The sequence below is a fragment of the Haloplanus sp. C73 genome, assembly GCF_051195115.1.
Taxonomy (GTDB): Archaea; Halobacteriota; Halobacteria; order Halobacteriales; family Haloferacaceae; genus Haloplanus.
This window is the reverse complement of record NZ_JBNTJZ010000003.1, coordinates 1-15,169: the sequence shown is the minus strand read 5'-3', so window position 1 is coordinate 15,169 and position 15,169 is coordinate 1. Positions and strand designations below refer to the sequence as shown.

The 15,169-nt window shown below is 65.1% G+C and carries 13 protein-coding genes and 1 tRNA gene; 12 read left to right on the top strand and 2 right to left on the bottom strand.

What is annotated here, in order from left to right:
• Positions 1-3 precede the first annotated feature (3 nt).
• The 3 genes from ACQUSQ_RS06530 to ACQUSQ_RS06520 are packed head-to-tail and all read left to right on the top strand — an operon-like array spanning position 4 to position 4,622.
• Positions 4-2,937: a DNA-directed RNA polymerase subunit A' gene (locus tag ACQUSQ_RS06530; protein ID WP_435068222.1), complete on the top strand. Its 2,934-nt coding sequence runs from the start codon at positions 4-6 to the stop codon at positions 2,935-2,937.
• On the top strand, positions 2,930-4,150 hold the full coding sequence (rpoA2, locus tag ACQUSQ_RS06525; RefSeq protein ID WP_435067739.1) for a DNA-directed RNA polymerase subunit A'': 1,221 nt from the start codon (positions 2,930-2,932) through the stop codon (positions 4,148-4,150). Before ACQUSQ_RS06530 ends, rpoA2 begins: the two co-directional genes overlap by 8 nt.
• A gap of 46 nt (positions 4,151-4,196) precedes the next feature.
• Positions 4,197-4,622 (top strand): NusA-like transcription termination signal-binding factor, encoded by a 426-nt coding sequence (locus ACQUSQ_RS06520; RefSeq protein WP_435067738.1) that lies wholly within the window; start codon positions 4,197-4,199, stop codon positions 4,620-4,622.
• On the opposite strand, the gene ACQUSQ_RS06515 is transcribed toward ACQUSQ_RS06520, so the two are convergent.
• On the bottom strand, positions 4,623-5,822 hold the full coding sequence (locus ACQUSQ_RS06515; protein ID WP_435067737.1) for a PQQ-binding-like beta-propeller repeat protein: 1,200 nt from the start codon (positions 5,820-5,822) through the stop codon (positions 4,623-4,625).
• 221 nt (positions 5,823-6,043) lie between these two features.
• Between ACQUSQ_RS06515 and ACQUSQ_RS06510 the strand changes: the two genes are divergently transcribed.
• Both ACQUSQ_RS06510 and ACQUSQ_RS06505 read left to right on the top strand, forming a co-directional pair.
• Entirely contained in the window at positions 6,044-6,472 is a 429-nt protein-coding gene (locus ACQUSQ_RS06510) for a 30S ribosomal protein S12 (RefSeq protein ID WP_092635289.1), read from the top strand.
• The gene (locus tag ACQUSQ_RS06505) at positions 6,472-7,086 is read left to right on the top strand and encodes a 30S ribosomal protein S7 (RefSeq protein ID WP_435067736.1); all 615 of its coding nucleotides are present in this window, start codon (positions 6,472-6,474) and stop codon (positions 7,084-7,086) included. Before ACQUSQ_RS06510 ends, ACQUSQ_RS06505 begins: the two co-directional genes overlap by 1 nt.
• A 72-nt stretch (positions 7,087-7,158) precedes the next feature.
• Here ACQUSQ_RS06505 and ACQUSQ_RS06500 read toward each other — a convergent pair whose 3' ends face one another.
• A complete protein-coding gene (locus ACQUSQ_RS06500) occupies positions 7,159-7,920 on the bottom strand; it encodes a DUF5781 family protein (RefSeq protein ID WP_435067735.1) in 762 nt (253 codons plus the stop codon).
• Positions 7,921-8,081: 161 nt separating this feature from the next.
• Here ACQUSQ_RS06500 and ACQUSQ_RS06495 point away from each other — a divergent pair, with 161 nt between their 5' ends.
• From ACQUSQ_RS06495 to ACQUSQ_RS06465, 7 genes are all read left to right on the top strand, one after another.
• Positions 8,082-10,271, top strand: a complete 2,190-nt coding sequence (locus ACQUSQ_RS06495) for an elongation factor EF-2 (protein ID WP_435067734.1) — start codon at positions 8,082-8,084, stop codon at positions 10,269-10,271.
• Between the two features lie 328 nt (positions 10,272-10,599).
• On the top strand, positions 10,600-11,169 hold the full coding sequence (locus ACQUSQ_RS06490) for an amino acid-binding protein (RefSeq protein ID WP_435067733.1): 570 nt from the start codon (positions 10,600-10,602) through the stop codon (positions 11,167-11,169).
• Positions 11,166-12,113, top strand: coding sequence for a homoserine dehydrogenase (locus ACQUSQ_RS06485; RefSeq protein ID WP_435067732.1), 948 nt, complete (start codon positions 11,166-11,168; stop codon positions 12,111-12,113). The genes ACQUSQ_RS06490 and ACQUSQ_RS06485 overlap by 4 nt, the downstream gene beginning before the upstream one ends.
• A gap of 174 nt (positions 12,114-12,287) precedes the next feature.
• On the top strand, positions 12,288-13,553 hold the full coding sequence (gene tuf, locus ACQUSQ_RS06480; RefSeq protein WP_435067731.1) for a translation elongation factor EF-1 subunit alpha: 1,266 nt from the start codon (positions 12,288-12,290) through the stop codon (positions 13,551-13,553).
• Positions 13,554-13,862: a 30S ribosomal protein S10 gene (rpsJ, locus tag ACQUSQ_RS06475; RefSeq protein WP_157690315.1), complete on the top strand. Its 309-nt coding sequence runs from the start codon at positions 13,554-13,556 to the stop codon at positions 13,860-13,862.
• A gap of 66 nt (positions 13,863-13,928) precedes the next feature.
• A tRNA-Ala gene (locus tag ACQUSQ_RS06470) sits at positions 13,929-14,000 on the top strand.
• 390 nt (positions 14,001-14,390) lie between these two features.
• On the top strand, positions 14,391-15,169 hold a 779-nt coding region (locus tag ACQUSQ_RS06465; protein ID WP_435067730.1), incomplete at its 3' end, for a surface glycoprotein.

The following is a 15,169-nucleotide window of genomic DNA, read 5'->3' as shown; positions in this document are numbered from 1 at the left end:
TCAATGCAGACACCAAAGGAGATAGGCGGCATTCAGTTCGGGCTGATGGACCCGGAGACGTATCGCGACATGTCCGCGACGAAGGTCATCACGGCGGACACCTACGACGACGACGGCTACCCCATCGACATGGGGTTGATGGACCCTCGTCTGGGCGTCATCGACCCCGGTCTGGAGTGTCGGACCTGCGGCCAGCACTCCGGGTCGTGTAACGGCCACTTCGGTCACATCGAGCTCGCGGCGCCCGTCATCCACGTCGGGTTCACGAAGCTCATCCGTCGGCTGCTGCGCTCGACCTGTCGAGAGTGTGGGCGACTCGCGCTCACCGAAGAGGAGCGCGAGGAGTACGAGGAGGACTTGGTTCGTGCCGAAGAACTCGGCAACGACCCGAACGACGTGCTGAAGTCGGCGGTCCGGCAGGCGCGCAAGCAGAGCTACTGCCCGCACCCGGACTGTGACGGCGTGATGCACGACATCAAACACGAGAAACCGACCACCTACTACGAGGTCCAAGACGTCCTCGCGGGCGACTACTCCGAGCGCATCGCGGAGGCGATGCAGCCGGACCCCGAGGACGAGGACGACGAGGGCACCAGCCCGAAGGAACTCGCCGAGGGACTCGGCATCGACCTCGAACGCGTCAACGACATCATGGCGGGCGAGTTCCGCCCGAAAAGCGAGACGCGAAAGCAGTTGGAGAAGGCCCTCGACGTGGACCTGACCGAGGAGGACATGAACAAGCTGATGCCCTCGGACATCCGCGACTGGTTCGAGGACATCCCCGACGAGGACATTCAGGTGCTCGGTATCGACCCCGAGCGCTCCCGTCCCGAGTGGATGATTCTGACGGTCCTGCCGGTCCCGCCGGTCACGGCCCGGCCGTCCATCACGCTCGACAACGGCCAGCGAAGCGAGGACGACCTGACTCACAAGCTGGTCGACATCATCCGCATCAACCAGCGGTTCATGGAGAACCGCGAGGCCGGTGCGCCCCAGCTCATCATCGAGGACCTCTGGGAACTGCTCCAGTACCACGTCACCACGTTCGTCGACAACGAGATTTCGGGGACCCCGCCCGCGCGACACCGCTCGGGTCGGCCGCTCAAGACGCTCTCCCAGCGCCTGAAAGGCAAGGAGGGTCGCTTCCGGGGTAGCCTGTCCGGGAAGCGCGTCAACTTCTCGGCCCGAACGGTCATCAGCCCGGACCCGACGCTCTCGCTGAACGAGGTTGGGGTTCCCGAACGGGTCGCCACGGAGATGACCCAGACGCTGAACGTCACGGAGCGCAACGTCGAAGAAGCCCAGCAGTACGTCGCCAACGGCCCCGAGGGTCACCCCGGCGCCAACTACGTCCGTCGACCGGACGGCCGTCGGCTGAAAGTGACGGAGAAAAACTGCGAGGAACTCGCGACCAAAGTCGAGGAGGGCTGGGAGGTCAACCGGCACCTCGTCGACGGCGACATCGTGATTTTCAACCGGCAGCCGTCGCTCCACCGGATGTCGATTATGGCTCACGAAGTGGTCGTGATGCCGTACAAGACCTTCCGGCTGAACACGACGGTCTGTCCGCCGTACAACGCCGACTTCGACGGCGACGAGATGAACATGCACGCCCTCCAGAACGAGGAGGCACGTGCCGAGGCGCGTGTCCTGATGCGCGTTCAGGAGCAGATTCTCAGCCCCCGGTTCGGCGAGAACATCATCGGCGCGATTCAGGACCACATCAGCGGGACCTACCTGCTGACTCACGACAACCCTCACTTCTCGGAGACGCAGGCGCTCGACCTGCTCCGCGCGACGAGCGTGGACGAACTCCCCGCCTCCGACGGTGAGGAGGACGGCGAACCCTACTGGACCGGTCGGACGGTCTTCTCGGAACTCCTGCCGGACGACCTCAACCTCGAGTTCACGTCGTCCGCGGGCGACACCGTCCGAATCGAGGACGGCCAGTTGGTCGAGGGGACCATCGACGAGGACGCAGTCGGCGCCTTCGGCGGCGAAATCGTCGACACCCTCACCAAGGTCTACTCCGAGACGCGCGCTCGCGTGTTCATCAACGAAGTGGCGGCGCTCGCGATGCGCGCCATCATGCACTTCGGCTTCTCGCTGGGTATCGACGACGAGTCCATCCCGGAGGAGGCGAACGAGAGCGTCGACGCGGCCATCGGCAACGCCTACGACCGCATCGACGAACTCATCGAGAGCTACGAGGCGGGCGAACTCGAATCCCTGCCCGGGCGGACCATCGACGAGACGCTCGAGATGAAGATCATGCAGACGCTCGGCAAGGCCCGCGACAGCGCGGGTGAAATCGCCGAGGACCACTTCCAAGAGGACAACCCGGCGGTCATCATGGCGCGTTCGGGTGCCCGTGGGTCGATGCTCAACCTGACCCAGATGGCCGGCTGTGTGGGACAGCAGGCAGTCCGCGGCGAGCGAATCAACCGCGGGTACGAGGACCGAACCCTGAGCCACTACGAGCCGAACGACCTCTCCGCCGAGGCTCACGGCTTCGTGGAGAACTCCTACCGTGGCGGGCTGACGCCGCGGGAGTTCTTCTTCCACGCGATGGGTGGCCGCGAGGGGCTTGTCGACACGGCAGTCCGAACCTCGAAGTCCGGATACCTCCAGCGCCGACTCATCAACGCGCTGTCCGAACTCGAGTCGCAGTACGACGGCACCGTCCGCGACACCTCGGACACCATCGTTCAGTTCGAGTTCGGCGAGGACGGCACCAGTCCGGTGAAGGTGTCGTCGACGGACGACAACCCAATCGACGTCGAGGGGATTGCGGACCGCGTCATCGAGGCGGAGTTCGACTCCCCCGCGGAGAAAGAGCGCTTCCTCGGCGAACGCGAACCGCCGACGAACCTCTCGGAGTACGCCGGTCCCGGTCTGAACAAGGCACAGGGCATGGAGGTGGAGTCCGATGACTGACTACGAACACGTCACGGACGACATCGAGGCTGTCGTCGAGGACACGGACCTGCCGCGACGACTGAAAGACCGCATCTACGAGACTGTCGAGGAACGCGGGCCGATTACGACCGAGCAGGCGGACGAAATCGCGCAGGCGACGGAGTCGCGGTACGTCGATACGCGCGTCGACCCGCTCGACCCGGTCGGGACGGTGTCGGCCCAGTCCATCGGCGAACCCGGGACGCAGATGACGATGAACACCTTCCACTACGCGGGGGTCGCCGAAATCGACGTGACGCAGGGGCTGCCCCGGCTCATCGAGCTAGTGGACGCCCGGAAGACGCCGGACACGCCGATGATGACGGTGTATCTGGACGAGGAGTACGCCACCGACCGCGAGCGCGCACACGAGGTGGTGTGGTCCATCGAGTCGACCAAGATTCTCTCGCTGGGTGACGTGTCGACGAACGTCGCCGACATGCTGGTTCAGGTCGACCTCAACGAGGAGACGCTCATCGAGCGGTGGCCGACCGTCGAGAACGTCGGCGACATCGCCGCCGAAATATCCGAGACCATCGAGGACGCACTCGGCGTCCAGACCCGACGCGAGGGGACGCTCATCGAGTTCGGCCCCTCCGAGCCGAGCTACCGCGAACTCCTCCAGCTGGTCGAGGAGCTTCGCGACGTGGTGTTCAAGGGCATCGAAGAGGTGTCCCGGGTCGTCATCCGCAAGGAGACACTCGACGACGGCGAGGAGGAGTTCGTCCTCTACACCGAGGGGTCGGCCTTCGGCGACGTCATCGAAATCGAGGGCGTCGACGCCTCGCGGACGACGTGTAACAACATCCACGAAATCTATCGCAACCTCGGCGTCGAGGCGGCCCGCGAGGCCATCATCAACGAGACGATGGACACGCTCGAAGAGCAGGGGCTCGACGACGTGAACGTCCGCCACCTGATGCTGGTCGCGGACATCATGACGAATCGTGGCACCATCGAATCCATCGGTCGGCACGGCATCTCGGGCTCGAAGGAGTCCGTCCTCGCCCGCGCCGCGTTCGAGGTGACGGTCAACCACCTCCTCGACGCGGCCATCCACGGCGAGCGTGACCGACTCGACGGCGTCATCGAGAACGTCATCGTCGGCAAGCCGGTCGCCATCGGCACCGGCGACGTCGACCTCCGGATGGGCTCGTTCAGTCCGGACTCGGTCCAGCCGTCCGACGACTGATGACGGTGTCCTGTCTCGTCCGACGAGCCGGATCCACGGTGGTCTAATGCGAATCACCCTCTCCGACCGCGATAGACGGTACATCGCTCGCTTCGAGGACGAGACGGGCGCGACGGCGCGCGACTGTCTGGTCTACGAGGACGACGAGCGCGTCGTCTTCCTCGTCGCCGCCGGCGAGATGGCACAGGCGGTCGGCCCGAACGGACGGCGGGTGCAAGCGGTCGAGGAGGCCCTCGGGCACACGGTCGAACTCGTCGAAGACGCGGACACGCCGGAGGCGTTCGTCGCGAACACGCTCGCGCCGGCGGCGGTCCAACACGTCACCGTCAGCGAACAGGGCGACCGCGTCGCGTACGCGGAGGTGCCCGACGCCGACCGTGGCGTCGCCATTGGTCGCGACGGCCGCAACATCGAGACGGCGCGACGGCTGGCGAACCGGCATTACGACATCGACGACGTGCAGTTGACCTGATTACGCGTCGTCGAGTGCGTACACGTCGCCAGCCTGTGTCGAGACGAGGACGGTCCCGTCGACGGCGACCGGCGACCCGGTCACGCCTCCCAGCACGACGTCCGTGTAGGTTCGCTCGCGAGTCTCGACTCGCCAGCGCTCGATTCCATCTGCGACGGCGAGTGCTATCAGGTCCCGACCGGCGCCGACGAGGACCGCTCCATCGGTCGTTATCGGCGCTGTCGGGGTTCGGTCGAGTGCCGTCCACCACTCCTGTTCACCACCGTCCAGCGACAGCGCCGTCACGCCGGCGTGATGGGCGACGACGACGGTTCCGTCGGCGACGGCGACCGACTGCTGGACGCGGCCGTCCACGGCGCTCTCCCACCGTCGCTCCCCGGTGGCGGCGTCGAGCGCTCGGACGCGTCCGGACGCGTCGGCGACGAGGACGGCGTCGCCGGCGACTGTGGGGGCGGCCACGGTACGGTCGTCGAGCGACTGCTCCCAGACCGATTCCCCGGTGGCGGTATCGAGAGCGACGACCGATTCCGCCTCGCCCGTCGCGTAGAGGACAAGGTCGTCGGCGACGGCCGGCGCGGCGGCGTACTCGCCGAGGTCCTGTCGCCACCTGACCGTCCCGTCGTGTTCGACCGCAGCGACCTCGCCGTTCTCGTGGCCGCCGCCGACGAAGACGGCGTCGTCGGTCGGGATGGGGGCCGCGCCGACGGCGTTGTCCGTCAGGGCGCGCCAGCGAACCGACCCGTCGGCGGCGTCGACGGCGGCGAGGCCACGCGGGACGGCGTCGCCGCCGTTCCATACTGTCGCGTAGACGACGTCGTCGTGGACGGCCGGGGCAGACTCCGAGGCGTGGCCCACGTCGGCCGTCCACGCCGTCTCGCCGTCATCGAGGGCGACGCTCACGAGGGTACCGTCGAAGGCGACGTAGACGTCCGTTCCGTCCACGACGGGTTGGGAGCCGTCGTAGAGCGCGGGCGTGCGCCGCCAAGCAACGGAGGGGTCGGACGGCGCCGTCTCGTCGAGGCGGCCGGCGTTTTCGGCGTCGGCCTGATACTGGGGAATCGACCCCGTGACGTCGACAGAGCGGTTCGAGACGGTCGTTGGTTCGGTTTCGTCACTCCCGGACCTGCCGAACAGACACCCGGTCAGGGACGTAGCGAGGGCGCTGCCGAGGAGGGCGAGAGCGCGGCGGCGGGACACCATAGCCGGCAGTCCCGGCGGCGGCGGAATAAGCCTTCTGTGAGTGTGTGGACTCTCACGGTCTCTCGGCGCTCCTTCGGCGCTCAACAGTCCTCTCGGGGCGCCGCTCTCTCCAGAGAAAAGCCCTCAAATCGGATTAGCGGGGTGCCTAACGCGTTCTGAGACGGTCTCTCTCGGAGCGAAAAGGGAGGCTTAAGTAGCTCCACCGGGAACGACATGGCACTATGGCGAACGGCAAGTACGCGGCCCGCAAACTCAAGAAGGACCGCCAGACTCGACGGTGGTCCGACTCGGAGTACGCGCGACGCGAGCGCGGTCTCCGGAAGAAATCCGACCCGCTCGAGGGCGCACCCCAGGCACGGGGCATCGTCCTCGAGAAGGTTGGCATCGAAGCGAAACAGCCCAACTCTGCGATTCGGAAATGCGTCCGAGTCCAGCTCATCAAGAACGGCAAGCAAGTGACGGCCTTCTGTCCCGGTGACGGTGCCATCTCGTTCATCGACGAACACGACGAGGTCACCATCGCCGGCATCGGTGGCGCGAAGGGTCGCGCCATGGGCGACCTCTCCGGTGTGAACTACAAGGTCGAGAAGGTCAACGGTGTCTCGCTCATCGAACTCGTGCGCGGTAACGCGGAGAAACCGGTGCGATAATGTCCGAGAGCGACACCCCCGAGCCCGACGCTCCCGCAGGGAGCGAGGACCAAGACACGGACGCACTGCTCTTTGGCGTCTGGGAGACGGACGACATCTCGTACACCGACCCCAGCACCCAGCGATACATCAACGTCACCCCCATCGCGCACACGATGGGTCGACACGCCTCCAAGCAGTTCCAGAAGAGCGAAATCTCGCTCGTCGAGCGGCTCATCAACCGCCTGATGCAGACGGACGAGAACACGGGCAAGAAACAGCAGACGATGCGCATCGTCCGCGACGCGTTCGAAATCGTCGACGAGGAATCCGACGAGAGCCCGGTGCAGGTGCTCGTCACCGCCGTCGAGAACGCGGCCCCGCGCGAGGAGACGGTCCGCCTGAAATACGGTGGCATCTCCGTCCCGCAGGCCGTCGACGTCGCCCCGCAGCGACGGGTCGACCAAGCGCTCAAGTTCCTCGCTGAGGGGACTCAGCGCGGCTCCTACAAGACGAAAACGAGCGCCGCGGAGGCGCTCGCCACGCAGCTGATGGGTGCCGCCGACTACGACGTCGGCGCCTACGCCATCAACCAGAAAGAGGAAGCGGAGCGGGTCGCCGCCGCCGCGCGGTAATCTCTCTCTTCCGGTCGGCGGGGCCGCGACGCCTCGGGCCGGGTTATTTCTCCAGCGGTCGGGAGCGACGGCTCAGTCCGCCGCGCGACCGTTGTTGAGGGCGTACTCCTTGGTCACCGCCACGAGGTCACGCCGGAAGTCGCTCTCCGAGGGGTCGTCGATGAGCGACCGGAAGCGCTGCTTGAACGCGTCGAGGCCGACGGCGGGGGCGTCGGCGGCGGCGGCACGGGCTAGGTCGTAGAGGCGGTGGTCGGTGTCGATTAACTCGTGGCGCTCGGCGAGGCCGAGTGCGAACGCGGCGTTGACGGCGGTGATGTCGGGGTCGGCGCCCGCATCCGCCGGGCCGGCGCCCGAGGGCCTGTCGCCGTCGTCACCGGGGGCGTCGGCGACGGCGGCGGCGAGTTGGGATTCGAGGAACTGGACGAGTTTCGCCGCCGGCGCCACGTCGATGGTGATGTCGTCGGCGTAGATGTCCCGCATGTGGTTCGCTATCTGGTAGCAGTGTGCGAGTTTGCGGCGCTCGACGCTCTGGCCGGACAGGGCGAGAAAGAGCGCTTCGTCCGTCGACTGCGTGTGGGAGGCGTGGCCCTCCTCGTAGCGGGCCATGTGCGCGAGTTCGTGGAGCGCGAGTTCGCGCGCCATCGCACTGGTCGCGGCCTGTCTGGAGATGTTGAGGACGTGATGGTCGTCGTAGTGGGCCGCCCAAGTTCGCTCGTCGGGATCGTCGCGGACGCGGACGTGTACGGGGTGGTCGAGTTCGTGTTCGGTCGCCAGTAGGTCGGCAGCGCCCAGAAACGGGTCGGGCGGAGCGCCACCATGAACGCGTACGTCCATGTTGATATGTACCACGGGGTAGACGCGTAAGACGGTTGTGGTCGGTTCGACGGGGGAGTTTCGTGGTATCGCGTAACACGCCGGATTAACCGCCGGAAATCGGGGGTTTCGCCTCCGGCAAAACACTACCCTTTTGACCCTCCTGACGGTATGGGCCAGTAATGGGCCGACGAAAGAAGATCGTACAAGAATGTGAGCGACTGATGGACAAGCCGGAGAACATCCGGAACATCGCCATCGCCGCTCACGTCGACCACGGTAAGACGACGCTGACGGACAACCTCCTCGCCGGTGCGGGCATGATTTCGCAGGACACCGCGGGCGAACAGCTCGCGATGGACACGGAAGAGGACGAGCAGGAACGCGGCATCACCATCGACGCCGCGAACGTCTCCATGACCCACGAGTACGAGGACCAGAACCACCTCATCAACCTCATCGACACGCCGGGCCACGTCGACTTCGGTGGCGACGTGACGCGGGCGATGCGCGCCGTCGACGGTGCGCTCGTGGTGGTCGACGCCGTCGAGGGCGCGATGCCCCAGACGGAGACGGTGCTTCGGCAGGCGCTCCGCGAGGGCGTCAAGCCGACTCTGTTCATCAACAAGGTCGACCGCCTCATCTCCGAACTGCAGGAGGGGCCGGAGGAGATGCAGGAGCGACTCCTTTCGGTCATCCACGACGTGAACGAACTCATCCGTGGCATGACCGAGGAGATGGACGACATCGAGGACGACTGGACCGTCTCCGTCGAGGGCGGCACCGTCGGCTTCGGGTCCGCGCTCTACAAGTGGGGCGTCTCGATGCCCTCGATGCAGCGAACGGGCATGGACTTCGGCGACATCATCGACCTCGAACGCGCCGACAAGCGGCAGGAACTCCACGAGCGAACGCCGCTCTCGGACGTCGTGCTCGACATGGTCTGTGAGCACTTCCCGAACCCCGTCGACGCACAGCCCCGTCGTGTCCCGCGTATCTGGCGCGGTGACGCCGATTCCGACGTCGCGGAGTCGATGCAGTTGGTCGACGAGGACGGCGAAGTCGTCCTCATGGTCACCGACATCGGTGTCGACCCCCACGCCGGCGAAATCGCCGCCGGGCGTGTCTTCTCGGGCACCCTCGAGAAGGGCCAAGAACTGTACGTCTCCGGGACCGCGGGCAAGAACCGCGTCCAGAGCGTCGGCATCTACATGGGTGGCGAGCGCGAGGAAGTGGAGCACGTCCCCGCGGGCAACATCGCCGCCGTCACGGGCCTCAAAGACGCTATCGCTGGCTCGACGGTGTCGAGCGTCGAGATGACGCCGTTCGAGTCCATCGAGCACATCTCCGAGCCCGTCATCACGAAAAGCGTCGAGGCGAAGAACATGGACGACCTGCCGAAGCTCATCGAGACGCTGCAGCAGGTCGCGAAGGAAGACCCGACGATTCAAATCGAAATCAACGAGGAGACGGGCGAACACCTCATCTCCGGGCAGGGTGAACTCCATCTGGAGGTCATCGGCCAGCGCATCGAGCGCAATCAGGGCATCCCCATCAACACCGGTGAGCCAATCGTCGTCTACCGCGAGGCGCCACAGGAGGCCTCCCAAGAGGTCGAAGGCGTCTCGCCGAACCGACACAACAAGTTCTACATCACCGTCCAGCCCCTGAGCGACGACATCGTCGAGCAGATTCAGCTCGGCAACGTCTCGATGGACATGCCCGAACTGGAGCGCCGTGAAGCGCTGCAGGAAGCCGGCATGGACAAGGACACGTCCCAGAACGTGGAGCAGATTCACGGGACGAACATCCTCATCGACGACACGAAGGGGATTCAGCACCTCAACGAGACGATGGAACTCGTCGTCGAGGGGCTGGAGGAGGCGCTCGACGACGGCCCGCTCGCCGCGGAGCCCGTCTCGGGCACCCTCATCCGACTCCACGACGCCAAGCTGCACGAGGACACCATCCACCGCGGCCCGGCACAGGTCATCCCGGCGGTCCGTGAAGCGGTCCACCGCGCGCTCATCGACGGCGAGATTCGCCTGCTCGAACCCATCCAGAACGTCCGCATCGACGTTCCGTCCGAGCACATGGGTGCGGCCTCCGGCGAGATTCAGGGTCGCCGTGGCCGCGTCGACGACATGTATCAGGAGGGCGACCTCATGGTCATCGAAGGCATCGCGCCCGTCGACGAGATGATTGGCTTCTCCTCGGACATCCGTAGCGCCACCGAGGGTCGTGCCTCGTGGAATACGGAGAACGCGGGCTTCCGCGTGCTCGCGGACAACCTCCAGCCGGACATCATCAAGAAGATTCGGGAGCGCAAGGGCATGAAGCTCGAACTCCCGCCGTCTATCGACTACATCTAACTCGGCCCGCTCTTTCTCTTCGGGAATCCGTTCATAACCGGTCTTCGGCAACGGTGCGAGCATGACCGGCGTACTCGACCGAATCGACCGGAGACCCGTCACGCTGTTCGAGGCGGGTCCGACCGACCTCGCGAGTCAGACGGCGGTCGCGGCCTGAGCCGGTGTCTCGACCGATGCAATCTTATACCCCACCGGCACACTGTGTACCATGCCCAGCGGCATGACTACCGGCAGTCGACGTGTCGGCACGGAGCTACCCCGCGGCCCCTCCCCGTCGCCGATTACAATTATTCCGTCGACGGGTCATGCCGCGGGGGTGACGGCCTGAATGTCCGACGATTCCGTCACCTCCGACGCGGACGCTCACGAAACGGACGGCGGTGAGCGCCCACAGACTCACACTATCCGGCTGGAACTCGTCGACAAGCCGGGCGAGCTCCTGTCCGCGCTCCACCCCATCGCCGACAACGGTGGCAACCTGCTCTCGATATTCCACGAGCGGGGCAACCTTACGCCACGAGGCCACATCCCCGTCGAGGTGGACGTCGAGTGCCCACCGGACCGCTTCGAGACCATCGTCTCGGCGCTTCGCGACGAGGGCGTCAACGTCATCCAAGCCGGCGCGGAGCGCTACGGCGAGGAGTTGACGCTCCTGCTGGTCGGCGACATCGTCGACACCGACCTCTCGGATACGCTCCGACGCATCGAATCGAGTACGGACGCGACGCTTGCGGACCTGTCGCTCTCGGCGCCCGACGGCCGCGGTGGCGCGTCGAGCGCTCGCCTTCGGCTGGCGACGCGGACCGGCCGGACCGACGAGGTGTTCGATCACGTGCACACTATCGCCGACGAGAAAGGACTGAACGTAATCGAGCCGCTCGTGGAGGTGTCGGAATGAGACTCGCCGTCATCGGTGTCGGCGCAGTCGGTCGGTCGGTCGTCGACCTCGCCCCGGAGTACGGGCATAGCGTGACCGCCGTCGCCGACTCTCGGTCCTCGGCGGTCGACCCAGACGGTATCGACGCGGACGCGGTGTTCGACCGCAAGGAACGGGAGGGCGTGGTCGGCTCGGGCGACCCTGAGGACGCCCTCGCGGCCGAGTACGACGTCCTCGTCGAGGCGACGCCGACGACGCTCGGCGACGCCGAACCCGGCTTCTCACACGTCCGCGCGGCTCTGGAACGCGACCGGCACGTCGTGCTCGCGAACAAGGGGCCGGTGGCCGAACGCTACGGCGACCTGATGGCGCTCGAACGCGAGAGCGCGGGCACGGTCCAGTTCGAGGCCGCCGTCGGCGGCGCTATCCCCATCCTCTCGACCATCGCCGACTTCGGCCCGAGTCAGATTACCGCGACCCGTGGCGTCCTCAACGGGACGGCGAACTTCATCCTCTCGCGGATGGCCGCGGAGGGACTGGGCTACGAACACGTCCTCGCGGAGGCACAGGACCTCGGCGTCGCCGAGGCGGACCCCGCGTTCGACGTGGAGGGCACCGACGCGGCGCTGAAATTCGTCATCCTCGCGAACGTGCTCAGTCAGGGCGAGGAGGTGTACAGCCTCGCGGACGCGACCGTCGAGGGGATTCGCGACATCCCGGCGAGCGCGCTGGATTTGGCCGCCGAGGACGGGCGGACGGTCCGACTCATCGGCGAAGCGACGGCCGAGGGCGTCCGCGTCGGCCCGCGGCTCGTCCCCCAACACGACGCGCTGGCGGTGTCGGGCACGCGCAACATCGTCCAGTTCGAGACGGTCAACGCCGGGCAACTCCATCTCAGCGGGCGAGGGGCGGGCGGTCCCGAGACGGCGACGGCGATTCTCTCCGACGTGGGCCGGCTGGAGTAATCCTGCTGTCCACGCGCTCGTTCGAACGCCCCACCCGCGATTCGGCCGCCGTTGTGCGGTATGGCATGACAAACCGCAAGACGGCACCGAGACTCTCTGGGACGTGTATCGAAATGGTTTTAGGTCGTTCGAGCAAAATATCCCTCACCAAGCGCCTTAGCGCGTGATTCCACCATGAGTGACAAACCGCACCAGAACTTGGCCATCATCGGCCACGTCGACCACGGCAAGAGCACGCTCGTCGGGCGACTCCTCTTCGAAACGGGGTCCGTACCGGAGCACGTCATCGAACAGTATCGAGAAGAAGCAGAGGAGAAGGGCAAGGGCGGCTTCGAGTTCGCCTACGTCATGGACAACCTCGCCGAGGAGCGAGAGCGTGGTGTCACCATCGACATCGCCCATCAGGAATTCGACACTGACGAGTACTTCTTCACCATCGTCGACTGTCCGGGTCACCGTGACTTCGTGAAGAACATGATTACGGGCGCGTCCCAAGCGGACAACGCGGTGCTCGTCGTCGCGGCAGACGACGGCGTCGCGCCCCAGACCCGTGAACACGTCTTCCTGGCCCGTACGCTCGGTATCAACGAGCTCATCATCGGGGTCAACAAGATGGACATCGTCGACTACTCCGAAGACACCTACAAAGAGGTCGTCGAGGAGGTCAAGCAGCTCCTCAAGCAGGTCCGCTTCGGCACCGAGGACGCCTCCTTCATTCCGATTTCGGCCTTCGAAGGCGACAACGTCGCCGAGAAGTCCGGGAACATGGAGTGGTTCGACGGTCCGACCCTGCTCGAAGCGCTCAACGACCTGCCGGCCACGGAGCCGCCGACGGACGCGCCGCTCCGCCTGCCGATTCAGGACGTCTACACCATCTCGGGCATCGGGACGGTCCCGGTCGGCCGCGTCGAGACTGGTATCATGAACATTGGCGACAACGTGTCGTTCCAGCCTTCGGACGTCGGTGGCGAGGTCAAGACCATCGAGATGCACCACGAAGAGGTGCCCGAGGCCGGTCCCGGTGACAACGTCGGGTTCAACGTCCGCGGTATCGGCAAGGACGACATCCGTCGCGGTGACGTCTGTGGTCCGGCCGACGACCCGCCGTCTGTCGCCGAGACATTCCAGGCGCAGGTCGTCGTCATGCAGCACCCGTCGGTGATTACCGCTGGCTACACGCCGGTCTTCCACGCCCACACGGCGCAGGTCGCGTGTACCATCGAGTCCATCGACCAGAAGCTCGACCCCGCCAGTGGCGAGGTCGCAGAGGAGAACCCGGACTTCATCAAGTCCGGCGACGCTGCGGTCGTGACCGTTCGCCCGCAGAAGCCCCTCAGCATCGAGCCGTCCTCCGAAATTCCGGAGCTCGGGAGCTTCGCCATCCGCGACATGGGTCAGACCATCGCGGCCGGCAAAGTGCTCTCGGTCAACGAGCGATAGATGCAGCAAGCACGCGTTCGCCTGGCGGGCACGAGCCCGGAGGACCTCGACAGCATCTGCGACGAGGTTCGCGAAATCGCGAGCAAAACCGGCGTCAACCTCAGCGGTCCGATTCCGCTGCCGACGAAGACGCTGGAAGTCCCGTCGCGAAAGTCCCCCGACGGTGAGGGGACCGCGACCTGGGAGCACTGGGAAATGCGCGTCCACAAGCGTCTCATCGACATCGACGCGGACGAACGCGCGCTACGCCAGCTCATGCGCATCCAGGTGCCGAACGACGTCAGTATCGAGATCGTCCTCGAAGACTGACGCCACGGCACGGCGCTAAGGCGTTTTCACAACAGACAAGTACGCCCGTCGGCTGGGCTATATTGCGGGCTCGTAGATCAGCGGTAGATCGCTTCCTTCGCAAGGAAGAGGCCCGGGGTTCAAATCCCCGCGAGTCCACTCACTCCGTTCGTTCCCTCCCGTGCCCCACTCGCTCCGTTCGTGGAGGCCCCGCGAATCAACCACACTTTCTCGAACAGTCCCGCCGATTTCCTGTTCTCACGAATTCGGAGTCCCCGGTTTCACAGTGACTCCACGCACGGGCGCGCTTAATTTTCGACTTTCTGAGAGGTTCGTTCGCTGAGCCGGTAGCGAGCGACGTCCTCGAAGCGCGCGTTCCGACGTGTGGTGCCGAAAACGACGAACGCCACCAACTGGCGGGTTATTTCCTGCGGATGCAAACGACCGATGGGCAGAATCATCCGTGTGTAGGTCTGACACGCGTCATATCTATGCACAGACCACAAAGCATTTATTATAATCTACTGTGGTTCAGACGTACCCCTACCAGTGGCTGAGCAGCTCAGACCACGAATCGACAGGAAAGAGGAGCGGCCTCGGGAATGTCACTGCGAACACAGCAACAAAATGACAGACTATAACGACAAAGCGCGCGCAGTAATCCTCGCGGCGCTGATGGTGTTCTCGGTTTTCGCCGGCACCGTCGCGTTCACGGGCACTGCTGCTGCGCAATCGGCTACAGCAGGGAATTCCTCCCTTACGCCGAATTCGGTTCAAGAAGGTTCGACGAACGATCTTACCGTCGACCTTCAGTTGGATAGCATTAACACTAATGACAGCACTAACCAGAAGGTTGTCCTTGACTTCAATGACAGCCTCGATCTGAGTAGTTCTGGTGTGTCAAATGTCGACGTTAGCGGTCAGAACGTCACCTACAGCGGCGATTCCAACGTTGACTCGACGAATAACGTTGTGAACGTCACCTTTGGTGACGCATCTGGCTCTGGCGTCAATTCTGACACGGTCAACGTGTCCTTCGATGTCCAGACCGTTACTGCACCCGCTGTTCAGGGTGACCAGTCGACGGACGTTGGCCTCGCCATCGACTCGAATGACGACGGAACTGCGGACTCGTCCGTCAGCAATTCGTTCTTCACGCTTCAGATCACCGACACGACCACTTCCGGTTCCAGCGCGAACCGCGCAGGTCCGGGCGGTATCGGTGACTTCGACACGCAGGACGGTGACGGCGTCGTCTACGACGGCGCAACCGTCTTCCAGGGCGAATCCAGCATCGAGCTGGCTGGCAACATCTCCGGTGGCGTCGT